At 72.0% G+C, this 20977-nt stretch carries 17 protein-coding genes; 5 read left to right on the top strand and 12 right to left on the bottom strand.

Annotated elements, in window-relative coordinates:
• Nucleotides 1-48: 48 nt before the first annotated feature.
• The 6 genes from ACSIH6_RS36245 to ACSIH6_RS36220 form a co-directional block, all read right to left on the bottom strand.
• A complete protein-coding gene (locus ACSIH6_RS36245; RefSeq protein ID WP_435112836.1) occupies nucleotides 49-627 on the bottom strand; it encodes a YqgE/AlgH family protein in 579 nt (192 codons plus the stop codon).
• Between the two features lie 52 nt (nucleotides 628-679).
• Nucleotides 680-2086, bottom strand: a complete 1407-nt coding sequence (locus ACSIH6_RS36240) for an NAD-dependent malic enzyme (protein WP_435112835.1) — start codon at nucleotides 2084-2086, stop codon at nucleotides 680-682.
• A 304-nt stretch (nucleotides 2087-2390) separates the two neighbouring features.
• Nucleotides 2391-3119: a cytidylate kinase-like family protein gene (locus ACSIH6_RS36235; protein ID WP_435112834.1), complete on the bottom strand. Its 729-nt coding sequence runs from the start codon at nucleotides 3117-3119 to the stop codon at nucleotides 2391-2393.
• Nucleotides 3120-3475: 356 nt separating this feature from the next.
• On the bottom strand, nucleotides 3476-4438 hold the full coding sequence (locus ACSIH6_RS36230; protein WP_435112833.1) for a tetratricopeptide repeat protein: 963 nt from the start codon (nucleotides 4436-4438) through the stop codon (nucleotides 3476-3478).
• A gap of 181 nt (nucleotides 4439-4619) precedes the next feature.
• Nucleotides 4620-6350: a coenzyme B12-dependent isobutyryl-CoA mutase large subunit gene (icmA, locus tag ACSIH6_RS36225; protein WP_435112832.1), complete on the bottom strand. Its 1731-nt coding sequence runs from the start codon at nucleotides 6348-6350 to the stop codon at nucleotides 4620-4622.
• A 71-nt stretch (nucleotides 6351-6421) separates the two neighbouring features.
• Nucleotides 6422-6943: a MarR family winged helix-turn-helix transcriptional regulator gene (locus tag ACSIH6_RS36220; protein ID WP_435112841.1), complete on the bottom strand. Its 522-nt coding sequence runs from the start codon at nucleotides 6941-6943 to the stop codon at nucleotides 6422-6424.
• 665 nt (nucleotides 6944-7608) lie between these two features.
• Between ACSIH6_RS36220 and ACSIH6_RS36215 the strand changes: the two genes are divergently transcribed.
• Both ACSIH6_RS36215 and ACSIH6_RS36210 read left to right on the top strand, forming a co-directional pair.
• The gene (locus tag ACSIH6_RS36215; protein ID WP_435112831.1) at nucleotides 7609-9294 is read left to right on the top strand and encodes a glycosyl hydrolase family 18 protein; all 1686 of its coding nucleotides are present in this window, start codon (nucleotides 7609-7611) and stop codon (nucleotides 9292-9294) included.
• Between the two features lie 337 nt (nucleotides 9295-9631).
• Nucleotides 9632-11590: a glycosyl hydrolase family 18 protein gene (locus tag ACSIH6_RS36210; RefSeq protein WP_435112830.1), complete on the top strand. Its 1959-nt coding sequence runs from the start codon at nucleotides 9632-9634 to the stop codon at nucleotides 11588-11590.
• Between the two features lie 349 nt (nucleotides 11591-11939).
• Here the strand turns inward: ACSIH6_RS36210 and meaB are convergent, their stop codons facing one another.
• The gene (meaB, locus tag ACSIH6_RS36205) at nucleotides 11940-12896 is read right to left on the bottom strand and encodes a methylmalonyl Co-A mutase-associated GTPase MeaB (protein ID WP_435112829.1); all 957 of its coding nucleotides are present in this window, start codon (nucleotides 12894-12896) and stop codon (nucleotides 11940-11942) included.
• A 239-nt stretch (nucleotides 12897-13135) separates the two neighbouring features.
• Nucleotides 13136-14323: an acetyl-CoA C-acetyltransferase gene (locus ACSIH6_RS36200; RefSeq protein WP_435112828.1), complete on the bottom strand. Its 1188-nt coding sequence runs from the start codon at nucleotides 14321-14323 to the stop codon at nucleotides 13136-13138.
• A gap of 87 nt (nucleotides 14324-14410) precedes the next feature.
• Here ACSIH6_RS36200 and mce point away from each other — a divergent pair, with 87 nt between their 5' ends.
• Nucleotides 14411-14989 (top strand): methylmalonyl-CoA epimerase, encoded by a 579-nt coding sequence (gene mce / locus ACSIH6_RS36195; protein WP_435112827.1) that lies wholly within the window; start codon nucleotides 14411-14413, stop codon nucleotides 14987-14989.
• Nucleotides 14990-15369: 380 nt separating this feature from the next.
• Nucleotides 15370-16668: a DivIVA domain-containing protein gene (locus tag ACSIH6_RS36190; RefSeq protein ID WP_435112826.1), complete on the top strand. Its 1299-nt coding sequence runs from the start codon at nucleotides 15370-15372 to the stop codon at nucleotides 16666-16668.
• 282 nt (nucleotides 16669-16950) lie between these two features.
• Here ACSIH6_RS36190 and ACSIH6_RS36185 read toward each other — a convergent pair whose 3' ends face one another.
• The 4 genes from ACSIH6_RS36185 to ACSIH6_RS36170 all read right to left on the bottom strand — a co-directional run bounded on the left by ACSIH6_RS36185 (nucleotide 16951) and on the right by ACSIH6_RS36170 (nucleotide 20044).
• A complete protein-coding gene (locus ACSIH6_RS36185; RefSeq protein WP_435112825.1) occupies nucleotides 16951-17691 on the bottom strand; it encodes an alpha/beta hydrolase in 741 nt (246 codons plus the stop codon).
• Between the two features lie 32 nt (nucleotides 17692-17723).
• A complete protein-coding gene (locus ACSIH6_RS36180) occupies nucleotides 17724-18056 on the bottom strand; it encodes an Rv1322 family protein (RefSeq protein WP_190394687.1) in 333 nt (110 codons plus the stop codon).
• Between the two features lie 219 nt (nucleotides 18057-18275).
• Nucleotides 18276-19487 carry a 3-hydroxyacyl-CoA dehydrogenase gene (locus tag ACSIH6_RS36175; RefSeq protein ID WP_435112824.1) on the bottom strand — a complete coding sequence of 404 codons (1212 nt, stop codon included), beginning with the start codon at nucleotides 19485-19487 and terminating at the stop codon, nucleotides 18276-18278.
• A 170-nt stretch (nucleotides 19488-19657) separates the two neighbouring features.
• Nucleotides 19658-20044 carry an SCO5389 family protein gene (locus tag ACSIH6_RS36170; protein WP_435112823.1) on the bottom strand — a complete coding sequence of 129 codons (387 nt, stop codon included), beginning with the start codon at nucleotides 20042-20044 and terminating at the stop codon, nucleotides 19658-19660.
• A gap of 207 nt (nucleotides 20045-20251) precedes the next feature.
• Here ACSIH6_RS36170 and nucS point away from each other — a divergent pair, with 207 nt between their 5' ends.
• The gene (gene nucS / locus ACSIH6_RS36165; protein WP_435112822.1) at nucleotides 20252-20929 is read left to right on the top strand and encodes an endonuclease NucS; all 678 of its coding nucleotides are present in this window, start codon (nucleotides 20252-20254) and stop codon (nucleotides 20927-20929) included.
• Nucleotides 20930-20977 lie beyond the last annotated feature (48 nt).

The raw sequence follows: 20977 nt of genomic DNA, 5'->3' as shown, positions 1-20977 counted from the left end.
TCGACGTCTGCGTTCCACGGTATAGGGTGCCGGCCCCGCCCCGGCTGCTCAGTTCATGGTGGGATCGTCGGGGAAGGTGGACAGGAGCGCCATGTCCCCGCCCTGGCGGCGCAGCACCCGCGACCACAGCCCCTCGGGCGCGGTGGTGAAGACGTCGTCGGCGACCGCGTCGACGACGTACCAGGCCCCCTCGTCGACCTCCCCGGCCAGCTGGCCCTCGCTCCACCCCGCGTAGCCCGCGAAGACGCGGAACGCGCCGAGCGCCCCGCCGAGCACCTGGGCGGGGCCGTCGAGGTCGACCACGCCGATCCCGTCCAGGCCCAGGTGCGGGTCCAAGCCCTCCAGCGGGGACCAGCCGGGGGGAGGCTCGCCGGAACCGGCCATCCCCAGGGCGATGCCGGAGCCCAGGCCCACGGGACCCCCGGAGAACATCACCGCCGGCTCGCTGGCGTAGGCGCCCCAGTCGGTGACGACCTCGTCCACGGCCATACCCAGGGGGCGGTTGAGGATCACCCCGAGGGTGCCGTCGGCGGCGTCGTCCACGACGAACACCACCGAGCGGCGGAAGGAGTCCTCCTGGAGCATGGGGGCGGCCACCAGGAGGCGTCCGGTCATCGGCTGGTCCATGCCCTCCCACCTACCCCGGAACGCCGGGCGGACCGCCGGTGTTTCCAGGCCGTTATGCCTGTCCGTCCGCCTGACCGCGCTGGGCGACCTCCCGCACGGCCGTGGCCACGTGGTTGGACAGGTCGGAGTGGAACACGCTGGGGATGATGTAGTTGGGGCCCAGCTCGTCCTCGGTGACGACATCGGCCAGGGCCTCGGCAGCGGCGACCATCATGTCCGAGGTGACGTCGTGGCTCTGGGCGTCCAGCAGGCCGCGGAAGAAGCCGGGGAAGACCAGCACGTTGTTGATCTGGTTGGGGTAGTCGCTGCGACCGGTGGCCACGACGGAGGCGTGCAGGTGGGCCACGTCCGGGTCGACCTCGGGGTCGGGGTTGGCCAGGGCGAAGATGATGGCGTCCTCGTTCATCTCGGCGATGTCGTCGCCGTTGAGGAGGTTGGGGGCCGAGACGCCGATGAAGACGTCCGCCCCGGCCACGGCGCCGCGCAGGTCGCCGCTGTAGCCCTCGGGGTTGGTGTGCTCCGCGATCCACCGCAGGTTGGAGTCGAGGTCCTCGCGTCCGGCGTGCACGGCGCCGTGCACGTCGCTGACGATGACGTCGCGCGCCCCGGCGTGCATGAGCAGCTTGAGGATCGCGGTTCCGGCCGCGCCCGCGCCGGACATGGCGATGCGGACCTCGCCGAGCTTCTTGCCCACCACGCGCAGCGCGTTGCGCAGGGCGGCGAGCACGACGATGGCGGTGCCGTGCTGGTCGTCGTGGAAGACGGGGATGTCGAGCAGCTCGCGCAGGCGGGCCTCGACCTCGAAGCAGCGGGGGGCGGAGATGTCCTCCAGGTTGATGCCGCCGAACCCGGGAGCCAGCACCTGGACGGTGCGCACGATCTCGTCCACGTCCTGGGTGTCCAGGGCGATGGGCCAGGCGTCGATGTCGGCGAAGCGTTTGAACAGGGCGGCCTTGCCCTCCATGACGGGCATGGCGGCCTCGGGGCCGATGTTGCCCAGGCCCAGGACCGCGGAGCCGTCGGTGACCACGGCGACGCTGTTGCGCTTGATGGTCAGGCGCCGGGCGTCGTCCTTGTTGGCGGCGATGGCCTGGGAGACGCGGGCGACGCCGGGGGTGTAGGCCATGGAGAGCTCGTCGCGGTTGCGCAGCGGCACCTTGGACTTCATCTCGATCTTGCCGCCCAGGTGCATGAGGAAGGTGCGGTCGCTGACCTTGTGCACGACCACGCCCTCGACGGCGCCCAGGGCGTCGACGATGGCCTGGGCGTGCTCGGTGTCGCGGGCGGCGCAGGTGACGTCGATGCGGATGCGCTCGTGTCCGGCGGCGGCCACGTCCAGCGCGGTGATCATGCCGCCCACCTGCTCGACGGCGTTGGTGAGACTACCGACCGCACTGCCCCCAGCGTCCAGTTCGAGGCGGACGGTGATGGAGTAGGAAACGCTGGGAAGGGTGGCCACGTGTTGCTCCTTGGCTCTGGCTGGTGTGGTGCGTCCGGGGCGCCCCGCCGGGGCGCTCGCCGGTGCACGGCGCCGCCTGCGCGTGCGCGCGGGATGGGGGGTGCCGTGTGTCCTGTGCGCGCGGTGCTCACGCACCGTCACCCGGACCCCGGTTCCGGGCGGGGGCTGACCCGTGACCGAGTCGCCTTACCTTACCTGAGTCAAGGCCCAACCGTCAGCACAAGGTGACAATTACCGCGCTGGTAAAAAATCGCATAAATTACGCCAGCGCGAGGGTGTCACGGCGGACAACGCGCGGTTCGGCTCAGGCGCCCTCGGAAGGGGTGGTCGCCCGGTCGCGGGCGGCGCGCACGACGAGCTCCACACAGGTCTCCAGCGACAGCGACACCGCGTCCAGGACCAGGTGGTAGTGGCGGGGATCGGCGGGGTCGGCGCGGTAGAAGCGCCGCACGTAGGCCGCCCGGGCGCGGTCGTTGTCGTCGAGCAGGCGCGCGTTGGGCGGCTCGTCGGAGTCAGCGCCCGTCCACTCGCCGCGGTCGCCGAACTTCCACAGCTTGCGCGCCCGGCGCAGACGCGCGTCGGGGTCGCCGTCCAGGCGCACGTGCAGGGCGCCGGGGTGATCGCGCAGGACGACGGCCCCGGCCCGGCCGAGGACGACGCCGCCCTGCTGGGCCACCTCTCCCAGGACCCGTTCGGTCTGCTCCACGAACTCGTGGTCGTAGAGGAGGCGGCCCTCCTCGTCGGTGGTGCCGATGAGGGCGGTGTCCACGCTGCCGAGGGTGACGGTGGGCAGGCGCGCGGCGCTGGCGAGCAGGCGTTCGAGCCTGCCGGGGGCGCGGTCGTCGCGTTGGAGCGCCTCGTCGAGCGAGCAACCGATGCGGGCGGCCACCGCGCTGGGGACGGCCCGGTCGAGGAAGGCCACGCCGAGCCGGGCGGCGACGGCGGGGCCCACCGCGCTGCCGCCCGCGCCGTAGGTGGCCGAGATCGTGACCACGGGCTCGCCGCGTCCGTCGGGGGTGTCGTCGGTCGCCATGGGGTTAAACCTGCCAGGTCCGCGACGGGCCGTGAGCCCGTCTCCTGACGGGGTTGTACCCGCTGTGCGCGGGTTATGTCCGACGGCCCGCGGGGAAGGCGCGATTCGTGGGAAGGCCGTGACTCCTGGGCGAGCCGCGGCCCGCGGGGAAGGCCGAGATCCGCAGGGAAGCCGTGGTCCGTGGGAAAGCCGCGGCCCGCAGGGAAGCCGTGGTCCGGAAAGCTCCCCGAGCAACCGTGGCGGTGCCTCGTCCCGCCGGGTGCGACCCGGCGGGACGAGGCGGCATCACCAGGATGCGCCGACGGCTTCCGGGGAGCGGCGCCGGTCTCGGGCCACGCGACTCCGCGGAACACTCCCTAGAACAGCGCGGAGGTGAGCTTGCGGCGGGCGGCGGCGACCCGCGGGTCGCCCGGGGGCAGCAGCTCGAACAGACCGAGCAGGTGGGTGCGCGCCCTGTCGCGGTCTCCGTCGGCGGTGCGCCTGACCGTGTCGACGAGGCGGCCGAAGGCGTCCTCGAACCTGCCGCCGTACATCTCGACGTCGGCCGCAGTGGCCTGGGCGGCGACGTCCTCGGGCCGGTCGGCCGCGGCCTGGAGGGCTGCTCCCGCGTCCACGTCCTGGAGGCGGCCGACCAGCCGGACCTGAGCGAGCTTGGCCCGGGACTCGGCGTCGCCGGGGTCGGCCTCCACGGCCTTGGCGTAGACGGCCGCGGCGGCCTCGAAGTCGCCCCGGTCCAGGGCCTCCTGGGCCTCGACGTCCACGGGACGGCCCTGGGGCTCCTCGGGCTGGGCCTCCTGCGCGCCCTGCGCGCCCTCCGCGCCGGGCTCACCGGTGATGGTGCCGGGGTGACCCGGGGGCAGCGCACCCTGTTCCTGGAGCGCGGCGAACGCCTCGACCAGCCAGGCGGTGAGCTGCTCCTCGGTGGCCGGGCCCGCCGGGCCGGGCAGGAGCTGGCCCTGGATCACCACGACGATCATCGGGGTGGTGGGCACCCGCAGGGCCTGGACCAGCTGCGGGCTGGCCTCGCTGTCGACCTTGGCCAGGAACCAGGTGCCGCCGGAGGCCGCCGAGATCTTGTCCAGGGCGTCCTCGACCTGCTTGGACTGCTCGGACCAGCCCGCGAGGACGGCCAGCACGACCGGGGTCGACATCGACCGCTCCAGGACCTGGGCCTGGAAGGTGGACTCGTCGACGTTGAGGGCGTAGGGGTTGGATCGACCCGCCGACTCCGCCGCGCGCTGTTTGGCCTCGCGTTCCATGGCCGCCTTGCGCGCGCCGAGGTCCACGGCACTGTTCGGTGAAAAGTCCGAAGGCTGCATGACTCCATCCTGCCGTATGCGCGGGCAGGACGTGGACCGCCTGTGGACGAGTCGGTCCGGGCGCCCGCGGGGTTCTGGTCTCCCGCGTCGGGGGGCGCCCGGACAGCGGAGCCCTAGGTGGCGGTTCGGGTGCCCTGGAGGGTTACGACAACGGGTAGTACCCCCGAACGCCTCGCGCGGGTCAGAACCGCGGGTCCTCGGTGTAGGTCCCGAACTCCTCCCCCATGGTCGCGCAGATCTCGCCGAGCGTGGCCTCGGCGCGGGCCGCGTCCATGATCAGCGGGATGAGGTTGTCCCCGTCGGAGCGCACGCCCGCCAGGAGGGCGGCCAGGGCGCGGTCCACGGCGGCGCCGTCGCGGGCGGCGCGGCGTTCGGCGAGCGCGCGCTTCTGCTCGTGCTCGACCTCGTGGCTGATCCGGAGGATGTCCAGTTCGCCGGAGACGGTGTTGGTGTGGCAGTTGACGCCCACGATCCTCTTGTCGCCCTTCTCCAGGGCCTGCTGGTACTGGAAGGCGGACTCGGCGATCTCGGAGCTGAAGTAGCCGTTCTCGATCCCGGCGAGGATGCCGGAGGTCATCGGGCCGATCGCGTGCTCGGCGCCCTCTCCCCCGCCCATGCGCAGGACGTGGGCGAAGATCCGCTCCGCCTCGGCCTCCAGCTCGTCGGTGAGCGACTCCAGGTACCAGGATCCGCCGAGCGGGTCGGCGACGTTGACGATCCCGGTCTCCTCCATGAGGACCTGCTGGGTGCGCAGGGCGATCTCGGCGGACTGCTCGGTCGGCAGCGCCAGGGTCTCGTCCAGGGCGTTGGTGTGCAGCGAGTTCGTGCCGCCCAGGACGGCCGAGAGCGCCTCCACGGCGGTACGGACGACGTTGTTGTAGGGCTGCTGGGCGGTCAGGGAGACCCCTGCGGTCTGGGTGTGGAACCGCAGCCACTGCGCCTTCTCGGTCTTGGCGCCGTAGACGTCCCGAAGCCAGCGCGCCCAGATGCGGCGCGCGGCGCGGAACTTGGCGATCTCCTCGAAGAAGTCGATGTGCGCGTCGAAGAAGAAGGACAGCCCCGGCGCGAAGGTGTCGACGTCCAACCCTCGGGACAGGCCGAGTTCGACGTAGCCGAAGCCGTCGGCGAGGGTGAAGGCGAGCTCCTGGGCGGCCGTGGCCCCGGCCTCGCGGATGTGGTAGCCCGACACCGACAGCGGCTTGTACGCGGGGATGTCGGCCGCGCAGTACTCCATGAGGTCGCCGATCAGCCGCAGCTGCGGCTCCGGCGGGTAGAGCCACTCCTTCTGGGCGATGTACTCCTTGAAGATGTCGGTCTGGAGCGTGCCGTTGAGGGTGCGGACGTCCACCCCCTGGCGCTCGGCCGCCACCAGGTACATGCAGAAGGCCGGGACGGCCGGGCCGCTGATGGTCATGGAGGTGGTGGTCTCGCCGAGCGGGATCCCGTCGAAGAGCAGGTCCATGTCGGCGACGGAGTCGATGGCCACGCCGCAGTGGCCGACCTCGCCCAGCGCGTGGGGGGAGTCGGAGTCGTGGCCCATGAGGGTGGGCATGTCGAAGGCGACCGAGAGCCCGCCCCCGCCGGAGGCCAGGATCATCTTGTAGCGCTCGTTGGTCTGGCGCGCGTTGCCGAACCCGGCGAACTGGCGGATGGTCCACGCCCGCCCCCGGTAGCCGGTGGCGTGGAGACCGCGGGTGTAGGGGTACTCCCCCGGCCAGCCGACGCGCTCGAAGCCGGGGACCTCGGCGCCGGGGCGGGGGCCGTAGACGGGTTCCAGGGTGCGCCCGGACAGGGACGTGAAGTCGGCGTCGCGTGTGCGCGCGGAGTCGTAGCGGCGCTGCCAGCGCTCGCGCCCGGCCTCGATCTCCTGGGCCCCGCCGCCGTCGGTGGGGTCGCTCGTGGTGTTCGCCATACCGAAATAGTAGGACGTCCAACTAATGATGTACAGGGAGGGCACCCGCGGCGCCGGGGCGCGGCGGGCGTTCAGCGGCCCTCGGCGGCCTCCGCGACGGGCTCGGGGAAGTCCCCGAAGTCCACCCTGAGCCGGGTGAACATCTCGTGCATGCGCCACAGCTCCTCGTCGGAGTAGCAGCCCAGGCCGAAGTCCATGGACAGCAGTGCCCCGGTCGCCTCCTCGGTGACCCGGCGCCCGGTGTCGGTGATCTCGGCCAGCACGCCGCGACCGTCGCTCGGGTTGGGGAGGCGGCGCACGAAGCCCTGCCCCTCCAGCCGGTCGATGGTGTTGGTGACGCTGGTCGGGTGCACCATGAGGCGCTCACCGATCTTGCCCAGGGGCAGCGAGCCGGAACCGCTGAAGGTGAGCAGGACGAGCGCCTCGTAGCGGGCGAAGGTCAGGCCGAACGGCTTGAGGGCACCGTCCAGCTCCCCGATCAGGATCTGCTGCGCGCGCATGACGGAGGTGACCGCCGCCATCGCGGGCGAGGGCCCCCATCTGCGCGTCCAGTTGTCGTGTGCCCGCTCGATCGGGTCGAACGGGAGATTCAACGGGTTACCCACGGGTTCACTCTAGTCAGCGGGGCGGGCGCGCCCGCCTGATCGGAAGGTGCCCGCCCCCGCCCCCGCGCGGTGCGGCCCCCGGGTGCCGCGCCGGGCACGGCCCGGAGGTCCGCCCCGGTCAGCGGAAGCGACGGACCCTGCGCTCCGGGGCGAGCGTGACGTGGGGGTTTTCACGGGGCCTAGAGGGACGCAAAGGAAAGAAGCGCACAGAGCACCTAACAGCGGGCGAGAAAGAAAGCAAGACTTTCCCGTGGCCACAAAGGGACAGATTCCGCATTCGGAACTGGTCCACCCCGCCAACTCGGCAAATCCACCGCCCTCCCGGCGAAGGGCCCGCGAAGTCCGCCGCCACGCGCACGGGGGCGGCCGGAGAGTCCGCGCCGGGGCTTGACGGAGCAAGGAATTATTAGTTAAGTTTCCTAAAAATTTATCCCCCCACGTCAGAGGCTCAAGGTGAAGACCTGTCCTCACTTGGCCCGTGGACCACCCGTAGGGAAGACACCGAACCCCGCTGACGGACCGCGACTCTCCCCCGCGGCCCCCGCACACGACCGCAGCCCATCCCCTCTGTTCCAAAAGCACGGTCCATCCGCTCCAGGAGCACGGTCGTCCGTCCCCCCGACCCCCCGTCCCGCACCAGGAGATGCCACGACGTGAGAGCACGACGTTTCAGTACCCGCCTCGCGGCCGTCGCGGCCGCCGTGCTGCTCGCCCCGCTCGCGGCGACCGCGGTCCCGGCCGCTACCGCTGCCGCCCAGGAGGCCGACCCCGCCGACCTCACGGTCACCTACACGGAGTCGGCCCGGTGGAACACCGGCTACACCGGCCAGATCACCGTCCACAACGCCTCGGACGCCCCCGTCGACGACTGGGCCGTCGAGTTCTCGCTCCCCGACGGCAGCCGCATCCACGAACTGTGGAACGCCACCCTCGCGGGCGCCCCCGGCGGCTACACGATCACCCCGCCGCACTGGGGCGCCAGCGTCCCGGCGGGCGGCAGCTACTCCTTCGGCTTCAACGGACTGCACTCCGACGGCGCCACCGACCTCGTGGACTGCCTGGTCAACGGCTCACCCTGCGCCGGGGACGGCGGGAGCGGCCCCTCCCACGACAGCCGCAGCGTCGCCTACTACACCCAGTGGGGCGCCGGGGAGCGCGACTACCACGTCCGCGACCTGGTCGACAGCGACAGCGCGGAGAAGCTCACGCACATCAACTACGCGTTCGGCAACGTCACCGCCGAAGGCGTGTGCGCCACGGGCGACGGGACCAGCCAGGAGGGCGCCGTCGCCGACTACGCGCACCCCGTGCCCGCCGCGGAGAGCGTCGACGGGACCGCCGACGACCCCGGCCAGGAGCTGCGCGGCAACTTCAACCAGCTGCGCGAGCTCAAGGAGATGTACCCCGACCTCAAGGTCAACATCTCCCTCGGCGGCTGGGAGTGGTCCCGGTACTTCTCCGACGCGGCCCTGACCGAGGAGTCCCGCGAGAGGCTGGTCAGCTCCTGCGTCGACCTGTACCTCCGGGGGAACCTGCCCGAGGTCGACGGCGCGGGCGGCGAGGGCGCCGCCTACGGGGTCTTCGACGGCATCGACCTGGACTGGGAGTGGCCCGGCTCCGGCGGCCACCCGCACAACACGGTCCGCCCCGAGGACAAGGAGAACTTCACCGCCCTGGTGCAGGAGTTCCGCGACCAGCTGGACGCGTTCGGCGAGGAGACCGACCGCCACTACGAGCTGACCGCGTTCATGCCCGCCGGGGGCTGGCGCCTGGACGCCGGGTACGAGCTGGACGAGCTCATGACCGACTTCGACTTCGTCACGGTGCAGGGCTACGACTACCACGGCACCTGGGAGAGCACGACCAACCACCAGTCCAACCTGGTCGTGGACGCCCGCGACCCCCAGCCGGTGATCTCCACCGAGCTCATCGTCCAGGCCTACCTGGACCGGGGCGTGGACCCCGACAAGCTCGTCCTGGGCGTGCCCTTCTACGGACAGGGGTGGACGGGCGTGGAGCCCGGCCCCGACGGAGACGGCCTCTTCCAGCCCGCGACGGGCCCCGCGCAGGGGACGTACGCGGCGGGCACCGAGGACTGGAAGGTCCTGGAGGAGAAGGTCGACTCCGGTGAGTTCGAGGTCTTCCGCAACGAGGAGGCCGGGACCGCCTGGATCTACGACGGCGAGACCCTCTGGAACTACGACGACGAGACCGCCATGACGCAGAAGACCGACTGGGCCCAGGACAACGGCCTCGGCGGGGTCATGATCTGGTCCATCGACGGCGACGACGCCGAGGGCAGCCTCATGGCCGCCATCGACACGGCGCTGAGCGACTAGGAGCCGTCCGCTCCCGCAACCGCAACCGACAGACTTCCGGTCCGGCGATCCCGGACCGGGACCGAGCGGCGTCGGTGCTCTGATCCGGGGAGCACCGCCGCCACGGCCGGTGCGGACCGATGTGCGACGGTCCGTACCGGCCCCCACACCCCTCCCCCTCCTCCCCCAGGTCGGAGGCCCGCCATGCCCCTGCCACGCACACGCCACCTCTCACGCGCGCCGCCGAGACCACCACCGGTCAGCTCGCGACACCGCACTCCCTGGGCGCACACCCCGCAGCCGTCCGCCCCCGCGGCGGAAGGCCAACCCCCACACCGCTCACGCACCAGGAGCAACCGTGAGAGCACGACTTCGCCAACGGATCGCGGCACTGGCCGCCGCGATCGCCCTACCCCTCGCACTGGCACCCGCCCCCGCCGCGTCGGCCGACACCGCGGGCGTCACCGTCACCTACGTGGAGACCAGCCGCTGGGAGACCGGCTACGGCGGGCAGCTCACCATCGCCAACGGCTCGGGCGCGGCGCTGGCCGACTGGAGCATCGGCTTCCGGCTCCCCTCCGGCACCGCGATCACCAGCCTGTGGAACGCCACCCTCAGCCGCTCCGGAGACGCCTACACCATCACCCCGCCCGCGTGGGGCGCGTCCGTCCCGGCGGGCGGCAGCTACTCCATCGGGTTCAACGGCACCCACGGCGGCGGCGACACCGCTCCCGTGGACTGCACGGTCAACGGCGGCAGCTGCTCGGGCGAGCCCGGCGAGGCGGACACCGAGCCGCCCACCGCGCCGACCGGCCTGGCCGTCACCGGCACCACCTCGACCACCGTGGCCCTGGAGTGGGGCGCCGCGGACGACAACGTCGGGGTCGCGGGCTACGAGGTCCTCTCCGGGGGCGAGGTCGTCCGCGCGGTCAGCGGCACCACCGCCACCGTCACCGGGCTGGCGCCCCAGACCGAGCACACGTTCACCGTGCGCGCCTACGACACCTCCAACAACAGGGGTCCCGAGAGCGGTGCCGTCACCGCCACCACCGACGCGGACGGCGGCGGCCCCACCGACCCGCCCCAGGAGCGCCGGGTCGCCTACTTCACCCAGTGGGGCATCTACGACCGCGGCTACCTGGTGAACGACCTGGTCACCTCGGGCACCGCCGAGAAGCTCACCCACATCAACTACGCCTTCGGCAACATCAACGCGAACGGCGAGTGCTTCATGGCCAACCAGCTCGGCCAGGGCGACGCCTGGGCCGACTACGGCCGCTCCTTCGGGGCCGCCGACAGCGTCGACGGGGTCGGCGACACCTGGGACCAGGACCTGCGCGGCAACTTCAACCAGCTGCGCGAGCTCAAGGAGATGTACCCCGACCTCAAGGTCAACATCTCCCTCGGCGGCTGGACCTGGTCCGAGCACTTCTCCGACGCGGCGCTGACGGCGGAGTCCCGCGAGCGCATGGTCTCCTCGTGCGTCGACCAGTTCCTGCGCGGCAACCTGCCCCTCTTCGACGGCGCGGGCGGGCCCGGCTCCGCCTACGGCGTCTTCGACGGCATCGACCTGGACTGGGAGTGGCCGGGATCGGCGGGCCACCCGCACAACACCATCCGCCCCGAGGACAAGGAGAACTTCACCGCCCTGGTGCAGGAGTTCCGCGACCAGCTGGACGCCCTGGAGGCCGAGACGAGCCGCCAGTACGAGCTGACCGCGTTCCTGCCCGCGGACCCGGAGAAGATCGAGCTCGGCTTCGAGATGCCGCAGCTCATGACCGACTTCGACTTCATCACGGTGCAGGGCTACGACTACCACGGCGGCTGGGAGACCACCGCCAACCACCAGTCCAACCTGCTCCTGGACCCCGCCGACCCCGGACCGGACCTGTACTCCACCGAGACCACGGTCCAGGCCTACCTCGACCGCGGCGTGGACCCCGCCGACATGGTGCTCGGCGTGCCGTTCTACGGCCGCGGCTGGACCGGCGTGGAGCCCGGTCCGAACGGCGACGGTCTCTTCCAGAGCGCTACCGGACCCGCTCCCGGTAGCTACGAGGCGGGGATCGACGACTGGAAGGTCCTGAAGGACCTGGTGGGCACCGGCGGCTACGAGCTGTACCGCGACGACGCGCTGGGCACCGCCTGGCTGTACGACGGCGACACCTTCTGGACCTACGACGACGAGGTCTCCATGGCCCAGAAGACCGACTGGGCCCAGGCCCAGGGCCTGGGCGGCGTCATGATCTGGTCCGTTGACGGCGACGACGCCAACGGCAGCCTCATGAACGCCATCGACACGGCGCTGGCCGGGTAGTCGGCGCTCCGGTCCGGCGTGCCCCTGACCGGAGAGGCCGGTGCGGACCGTCGCGGTCCGCACCGGCCGTTTCTCTGTCCGGCTCCCCCGCCAGCCCAGGTCGGTGCCGAGTTCCCCCAGGATCACGTCGGACCCCGCCGACGCCGACACCCCGCTAACCCAAATCAGCGCGAAGCCCCCTCAGCACCACGACGGCACCCCGCCGACGCCGACACCCCGCTAACCCAAATCAGCGCGAAGCCCCCTCAGCACCACGACGGCACCCCGCCGACGCCGACACCCCGCTAACCCAAATCAGCGCGGAGCTCCTTCAGCATCACGACGGCACCCCGCCGACGCCGACACCCCGCTAACCCAAATCGGCGCGGAGCTCCTTCAGCATCACGTCGGCGGCGGCATAGGGGTCCCTCCTCCCCCCCGCCACCTCCTCGGCCAACCCGTCCAGGCCGGTGTCGTCGCCCGCCCCGCCCATCCGCGAGCGCAGCAGGTCCAGCACGATCGCCTGCACCTCGTCCCGGGCGCGGGCGCGGCGGCGCCGGGTCAGGTCCCCGCTGGCCTCCAGGTGGGCGAAGTGCTGGTCCATCCGCTCCCACAGCTCGTCGACGCCCTCGTCCCTGGAGGCGACGGTCATCACGATCGGCGGCTTCCACTCCTGGTCGGTGCGGTCCTTCATGGCGATCATCTGACGCAGCTCGCGCAGGGTGGACTTGGCGCCCTCCCGGTCGGCCTTGTTGATCGCGAAGACGTCGGCGACCTCCAGCACGCCCGCTTTGGCGGCCTGCACCGAGTCGCCCATGCCCGGAGCGCACAGCACCACGGTGGTATCGGCCTGCCCGGCGACCTCCACCTCGGCCTGGCCCACGCCCACCGTCTCCACCAGGATCACGTCGAACCCGGCCGCGTCGAGCACCCGCAGGGCGTGCGGCGTGGCCCAGGACAGCCCGCCCAGGTGCCCGCGGTTGGCCATGGAGCGGATGAACACCCCCGGATCGGTGGCGTGCTCCTGCATCCGCACGCGGTCGCCGAGCAGGGCGCCTCCGGTGAACGGCGAGGACGGGTCCACGGCCAGCACCGCGACGGTCAGCCCCTTCGCCCTGGCCGCGCGCACGACGGCGTTGGTGGTGGTGGACTTGCCCACCCCGGGGGAGCCGGTGAACCCCACCACCCGGGCCCGGCCGGTGTGCGGGGCCAGGCCCGCCATGATCTCGCGCAGGGCCGCGGACCCGCTCTCGACCAGGGTGATCGCGCGGGCCAGTGCCCGGCGGTCGCCCTCGCGGACCCGTTCGACCAGTTGGGGGGCGTCCATGGAACTCCTCGGTGTGGGCGGAGCAGGACGGGGCGAGGGCTCGTGGCCCCCGCCCCGCGGCTGTCAGGTGCGTCGTGTCCCCGGGGCTCTCCCGGGTACACAGTGTCTTCGGGTCGGGTCCCCCGCGCGGTCCGCCACGCGGGCGTTCGGGGGTCTCCCGGTGCCCGCGGGCAGCGTCCGCGAGAGGGTTGGCCGCCGTCCGGCGGCCGGGGCGTCCGGGCTGGGAACCCGGCTCGGTGTTACTCCGCGGGAACCGTGAACAGCAGGGCGTCGCCCTGGCCGCCGCCGCCGCACAGGGCGGCCGCGCCGAACCCGCCGCCGCGGCGGCGCAGCTCGTGGACCAGGTGCAGGGCGATGCGGGCGCCGGAGGCGCCGATCGGGTGGCCGAGCGCGATGGCGCCGCCGTTGACGTTGACGATGTCCTCCGAGACGCCCAGGTCCCGGGTGGACTGGAGGCCCACCGCGGCGAAGGCCTCGTTGATCTCGATCAGGTCCAGGTCCTCGACCGAGCGGCCCGCCTTGCCCAGCGCGTGCCGGATGGCGTTGGAGGGCTGGGAGTGCAGTGAGTTGTCCGGTCCGGCGACGTTGCCGTGCGCGCCGATCTCGGCCAGGACCGGGGCGCCCAGCTCCTCCGCCCTGGCGCGGCTCATCACGACCACCGCGGCGGCGCCGTCGGAGATCTGTGAGGAGGAGCCCGCGGTGATCGTGCCCTCGCCATCGAAGGCGGGGCGCAGCCTGGCCAGGCTCTCGGCGGTGGTGTCGGCCCGCACGCCCTCGTCCGCGGAGAAGACGACGGGGTCGCCCTTGCGCTGCGGGATCTGGACGGGGACGATCTCGGCGTCGAAGTACCCGGCGGCGGCTGCGGCGGCCGCGCGCTGGTGGGAGCGGGCCGAGAAGGCGTCCTGCTCCTCGCGCCCGATGCCGAGCTTGCCGTTGTGGCGCTCGGTGGAGGCGCCCATGGAGTCGCCCTCGAAGGCGTCGGTCAGGCCGTCGTGCGCGGTCGCGTCCAGGACCTCGACCGACCCGTACTTGTAGCCCTTGCGCGACTTCGGCAGCAGGTGCGGCGCGTTGGTCATGGACTCCATGCCCCCGGCCACCACCACGTCGAACTCGCCCGCGGTGATGAGCTGGTCGGCGAGGGCGATCGCGTCCAGGCCCGACAGGCAGACCTTGTTGATCGTCACCGACGGCACGTTCATGGGGATGCCCGCCTTGACGGCGGCCTGGCGGGACGGGATCTGGCCCGCGCCCGCTTGGAGCACCTGTCCCATGACCACGTATCCGACCTCTTCGCCGGAGATGCCCGCGCGTTCCAGCGCGGCCTTGATCGCGAAGCCCCCGAGGTCGGCGGCGGAGAACCCGGCGAGGGAGCCGAGGAGTCTGCCGGTGGGGGTCCGTGCCCCACCGACGATGACGGAACCGGGCATCGTAACTGGCCTCCAAATGCATGGGTGACGCACCTGGTCTGCAACGATACCCACACCGCTGTCAGCGATCCCCGGGAGGTTCACCCCATGAGTGACGCACCGCACTCGGCCAGCGAGTTCACCACCCCGCCTTCCTCTTCCACCCCTTCCTCCCCCTCCGCTCCTGCGACCCCGTCCGCACCCCCCGCCCCGTTCTCCGGCCTGACCCGGCTCGACCACGTGGGCATCGCCTGCCGCGACCTCGACGCCTCGGTGGCCTTCTACCGGTCCACGTACGGGTTCGAGGTGGAGCACGAGGAGGTGAACGAGGAGCAGGGCGTGCGCGAGGCCATGCTCCGGGTCAATGGCACCGACGACGGCGGCGCCACCTACCTCCAGCTGCTGGAACCCACCCGCGCGGACTCCCCGGTGGCGAAGTTCCTGGAGCGCAACGGCGAGGGCGTCCACCACGTCGCCTTCGGGACCGCGGACGTGGCCGCCACCGCGGCGGGCGTCGGCGGGAGCGGCGTGCGCGTGCTGGACGCCGAGCCGCGGCGGGGGACGGCGGGGTCGAGGATCGTCTTCCTACACCCCAAGGACTGCGGCGGTGTGCTCACCGAGCTGGTCCAGAGCCCGGATGGGGCGCATGAGGAAAGGGACAACGACCGTCCCGGAATTTCCGGATAGCGTCACGGGGGCGTTCCGGACAAGTCACAGGTTGAACGCCAGTGGCATGGTTAGCCTCGGAGCCCACCGGAAGTTACCCGAAACCCCCTTCCCAGGTGTTCCGCGCTTGATAAAGTCGGCTAGCTGCCGGATGCGCTATTCCGGCTTTGGTCCATGTCTTGCAGTCCGGTAGCCGAGTCGGGTCGGCCGTACCGCCGTGTCAGGTGACGGGGCGCACACGGACGACCTCGGAGGCGGTCAGGGGCTCACCAGCCCGTCGTCACCCGCCCCATCCCCGGCCCGCGCCACCGGACCCGTCCCCGGGGACAGCGCAGCCGCCCTCCCCGCCGTCCCCGGCCCCTTGCAAGTAGCCGTCTCGCACCCGTTCAGGATTCCGCCACATGCCGTCAAACAACATCGACACCCAGCTCAACAACATCTTCGACGAGGACAACACCCCGCACGAATTCGACGTGGTGCTGCGTGGGTATGACCGCACCCAGGTGGATGACTACGCGGCCAGCCTGCGCAACGACCTGAAGCAGCAGTCGAAGCAGGCCGAGAAGCTCAAGGCCGAACTCAACGCCAAGAACCGCCAACTCCAGGAGCGCGAACGCCCCTCCTACTCCGGTCTGGGCTCGCGCATCGAGGAACTGCTGCGCCTGGCCGAGGAGCAGGCCAACGAGCTGGTCCAGAGCGCGCAGATCGACGCCAACGACATCCGCTCGGCCGCCAAGATCGAGGCCGCCGACATGCGCGCGGCCGCCGAGTCCGAGGCCACCGAGGTGCGCACCCTCGCCCAGCGCGAGGCCGACGAGACCCGCCAGACCGCCGAGTCCGAGGCGGAGGAGATCTCCACCACCGCCCGCCGCGAGGCCGACGAGCTCACCTCCACCACCGAGCGCGAGGTGCAGAAGAAGCGCTCCGCGGTCGACCACGAGATCGCCGAGAAGCGGGCGACCTTCGAGGGCGAGATCGCCAAGCTGCGCACCACCACCGAACGCGAGTGCGCCCAGGCCCGCGCCGCCGCCAAGCGCGAGCGCGACGAGACCATCCAGTCCGCCAAGAGCCAGGCCGAGGAACTGCGCAAGAACGCCGAGCGCGCCTACGCCGAGTCCGAGGCCCGGCGCACCGAGGCCGAGGACCAGTTCGAGCTCCAGCTGGCCGACCGCCGTGCCGAGGCCGAGCGCCAGGACGCCGAGCGCCTCGCCGCCGCCCAGGCCGCCACGCAGAAGATGGTCAACGAGGCCGAGGAGCGGGCCGCCAGCGCCGAGCAGCGCGCCACCAAGGCGAGCCAGCAGGCCGAGCAGACCCGCCGCGACGCCGAGAACCACGCCAAGCAGCTGGTCGGCAACGCCAAGAAGAACGCCGCCCAGATCGACGCCGAGGCCAAGTCCAAGGCCGAGCACCAGCTCGGGGACGCCAAGTCCGAGGCCAACCGAATCATGACGGCCGCCAAGAAGGAGGTCGACGAGCTCAACCGCCAGCGCGACAGCATCCAGTCGCACCTCCAGCAGCTGCGCCAGCTGCTCGGCGGTGGCGGCCCGGCCGCCCCGGCCGCCCCGGCTCCCGCCGCGCCGGTCGCCCCCGCTCCGGCCCCGGCCGCGATCCCGCAGGAGCCCGCCCCGGCCGCCGAGGAGACCCGGCAGCCGGTGCACTCCGGCAAGGGCGCCGACGACGAGGACTGGTGGCAGGAGTAGGGTTCCGGCCCGTTCCGGGCTGACGCTCTCCTCCACACGAGAGGACCCGCCTCCCCCGGCTGACGCCGGGGAGGGCGGGTCCTTCGTCGTGTCGGATGCGGGACGAGTGCTCTGCGCGGCAGGCCCGGGGACCTGGTGAGCGAAAGGCCGGGCGCGGCGGCACCGGATCGACGGCAGCGACGGCAGCGACGGCAGCGACGGCAGCGACGGCAGCGACGGCAGCGACGGCAGCGACGGCAGCGACGGCAGCGACGGCAGCGACGGGTGGGACCCCGCGCGGGTCTAACCGAGGGTCTGGACGTCCTTCTCGTACGGGCCGTCCCACTCCACGGGGAGCGGGTAGGCCTCGGGGTTGACCCGCTTGACGATCTCGTCCAGCACGCGGCGCACGTAGGGCTCGCCCACCCACAGGTGCTTGGCGCCCTCCACCCCGACGACCTCGCACTGGGAGAGCGGCTTGAAGCGCTCCCTGGCCTCGTCGGGACGCAGGTAGTCGTCGTGCTCGGGGACCAGGGCGACCACCGTCTTGCCCGTCCGCGCCCACACCTCCATGTCGGCCTCGTCGGCGCGGTGCAGCGGCGGCGACAGCAGGATCGCGCCCTTGATCTGCGGGTCGGCACCCCATTTGAGGGCCAGCTCGGTGCCGAACGACCAGCCCAGCAGCCAGGGGTCGGGCAGACCCTCGAACTCGGTGAACTCGATGGCGGCGAGCACGTCGTGCTTCTCGGTCTCGCCCTCGCCGAACTCGCCCTGGCTGGTGCCGTGCCGCGAGCTGGTGCCGCGGGTGTTGAACCGCAGCACCGCGATGTCGGCCAGCGCGGGCAGCCGGAACGACGCCTTGCGCAGGACGTGGCTGTCCATCATGCCCTCGGCGGTGGGCAGGGGGTGCAGGCACACCAGGGTGGCCTTGGGGGCGCGGCCCTCGGGCAGGGCCAGCTCGCCGACCAGCTCCAGGCCGTCGGCGGTGTGCAGGGTGACAGGTCGTCTCACGGCGGGCAGCACCGTGGTGGCTCGGATCTCCATGGCTCCTCGTGTCCGGGGTAGGTGGCCGGGGCTCAGTAGCGGGGGGCGCGCGGCGCGCGGTGGGAGCGCCGGTCCCAGCAGGAGGAGTGCCAGTGGCGCCGGTCGCCGCCGTCGCCGTAGGGGCGCCAGGCCACGACGTGCGCCATGCCGGTCGGGATCTCCTGGGCGCAGCCGGGGCAGCGGTAGACCTTGGTGGCGGCGGCGCCGGGGATGCGGCGCGTCACCCACTCCCCGTCGGGGCCGGTCTCGCGGCGCTGTCCACCGGTGACGCGCAGCATGAGGGCGTCCTCGTCGTCGGGGGCGCCGCCGGGGGCCTTGCGACCCCGGGCGGATGTGCGGCGGGGAGAGTTACGGCGCGGGCTCACACCGTCCAGGTTAGAAGAGAACCGGCAGTGGCCGCCGCCACAGGCGCAGCGGCGGCGGCCCGCTTTGCCACCCCGCACGACGACCGAAACCGTCTCGTCCGCCGTGATCTTGTACCTATAGCGAGCCTCGACCGCCGACATCGGCTACAAGTACAAGATCATCGCAGGTCAGGCCGCACGCATCACACCAGCAACACTTCCGGTCAGCCGGTCAGCGCACTAGGCGTGGCAGGCGCAGCCGCCGTGGCCCTCGCCCTCCGGCGCGTCGGGCAGCTGGTCCATCAGCAGCGGGGCGGGCACCGCGATGTTGGTGAGGCCGTACTCGCCCATCGCGACCAGGGTGGTGACCACGGACTCGGCGCCGCGCTCCTCCAGCAGTTCGGTCGGGCCCTTGGGGTAGCCGCAGCCGAAGCGCATGGCGGTGTCGACGTCCCTGGCGGAGGCGTAGCCCTCGCCGATCATGCGCAGGGCGTCGTCGATCTGCGGCGCGAGGAGGACCTCGCCCAGGTCCAGGGTCTCCTCCTCCCGGACCATCTGCGCGTAGCGGCCGGTGGGACGGGGCTCGGGGGCCTCGTCGGTGCCCGCGTAGAAGCCCTGGCCAGACTTGCGGCCCAGGCGGCCCGCGGCCACCATGCGGCGCAGCAGCGGCGAGGCGGCGTAGCGCTGGTCGCGGTACTCCTCCCACAGGACGTCCATGACGGCCAGGCAGACGTCGAGGCCGACCAGGTCGGCGAGGGTCAGCGGGCCCATGGGCAGTCCCGCGGCCTTCTGCACCGAGGAGTCGATCTCCTCGCGGGTGGCCACCTTGCGCTCGTACAGGCGGATCGCGTCGTTGATGTAGGGCACGAGCAGGGCGTTGGCCACGAACCCGGCGCGGTCGCCGACCGCCACGGGGGTCTTGCCGATGCGCTTGGCGACCTCGGAGACCACGTCGACGGTCTCGGCGCTGGTGGAGACCGTGGTGATGACCTCGACCAGCTTCATGACCGGGGCGGGGTTGAAGAAGTGCAGCCCCACGATCTTGTCCGGGCGGCCGGTGAGCGCGGCGATCTCGGTGACCGACAGCGAGGACGTGTTGGTGGCCAGGATCGTGCCGGGCGGACAGATCCGGTCCAGGTCCGCGAAGACGTCCCTTTTGATGTCCATCCGTTCGGGGACGGCCTCGACGACGAAGTCCGCGTCGGCGAGGTCCTCGCGCGAGGTGGTGAACGTCAGCCGGGTGTCGATCCCGGTGCGTTCGTCCCCGGTGAGCTTGCCCTTGTCCACCGCCTTCGAGAGGGACCTGTCCACGTGGGCGCGGCCGCGGTCGACGGCGGCCTGGTCGATCTCGACCCCGGTGACGTTGAACCCCGCGCGGGCGAACACTTCGGCGATACCCGCGCCCATCGCGCCGAGTCCGACGACACCGACCTTGTCAAATTCCTGCACCATACGCCCAGACTACGGGCCCGACCGAACCGCCCCGCGCACGGGATGCCCGAGTCGGGCACTCGGTGCCACCCGGTGCGGCGGCGCGCCGGTGGCGGGGCCGCCGCGCCCCGGCCGGGGTGCGGCGGTCCCGTTCCCTCCCGGGGAGCAGAACCACCTCTGGCAGGCCGCCCCTAGCAGTCGACGAGCTCGGGCGACTGGTTGAGCAGCTGGGCGCGCGGGGAGGTGAACACGGCGTGGGCCTCCTCGGCCCCGGGTGCGAAGAGGGCCACGCGGTGGCAGTTCTGGAAGGCCAGGCGCAGGCCGAAGTGCCGCTCCACCGCGCCGCGCATGGCGTCGCTGGCGAGCAGGCGCAGCAGCTGGCCCCTCTCCTTCTCGCCGGGCGGGGGCACCTCGTTCGCCTCGAAGCCGGACTCGGCGGTCCGGGCGCCCTCGGCCAGGCCGCTGACCACCTCCCAGGCGTAGGGCAGGGAGTCCTTGATGCAGGCGATGAAGTCGGCGTCCTCGACCGGGCCGCGCTTCGCCTTCTCCAACAGGTCAGGAGAGACCGTCAGCGACATGGAAGTCCCTTCGTCGTCGCGGGCGCGCGGATCCGCGCGCCCCTGGCGACGTTAGAGGCCCGGCCGCGCCCCGTCATGGGGCCGGGGGGACACACCTGTCTTGCCCCGGAGGCACACCCCTGTGGACACGGTCGTCGCCGGACGAGACGGGTGGCCGATACGCGGTTCCGCTCCGCGCGTCCCGCGGAGGCGGTAACGTGACGTTTCGTGCGTCTCGTCATCGCTCGGTGCAGTGTCGACTACGTCGGCCGCCTCACCGCCCACCTGCCCATGGCTCCCCGCCTGATTCTCATCAAGGCCGACGGGAGCGTGTCCATCCACGCCGACGACCGGGCGTTCAAACCGCTGAACTGGATGAACCCGCCCTGCAAACTGCGCGAGGAGACCGTCGCCGACGGGCCCGACGTGTGGACGGTCACGCACGGCAAGTCCGGTGAGAAGCTGGTGCTGACCGTCGAGGAGGTCATGCACGACTCCTCGCACGAGCTGGGCAAGGACCCCGGCCTACAGAAGGACGGCGTCGAGGCCCACCTCCAGGAACTGCTGGCCGAGCACATCACCACCCTCGGCGACGGCTACACCCTCATCCGCCGCGAGTACCCGACGGCGATCGGACCGGTGGACATCCTGTGCCGTGACGGCGGCAACGCCACCGTCGCCGTGGAGCTCAAGCGCCGCGGCGACATCGACGGCGTCGAGCAGCTCACCCGCTACCTGGAGCTGCTCAACCGGAACCCGCAGCTCGCGCCGGTGCGCGGCGTGTTCGCCGCCCAGGAGATCAAGCCGCAGGCCCGTGTGCTCGCCGAGGACCGCGGCATCTCCTGCGTGGTGCTGGACTACGACGAGCTGCGCGGTATCGAGCCGGACGTGCTCCGCCTGTTCTGAGCGACCCCTTTCCGCCTCCCGACGGGCCTCGGGCGTGAGGCGTGCGGA

Source organism: Nocardiopsis synnemataformans (assembly GCF_965343085.1).
Classification (GTDB): Bacteria; Actinomycetota; Actinomycetes; order Streptosporangiales; family Streptosporangiaceae; genus Nocardiopsis; species Nocardiopsis alborubida.
Note: the sequence above shows the minus strand (reverse complement) of the source record. Positions and strands in the feature narration are given on the sequence as shown.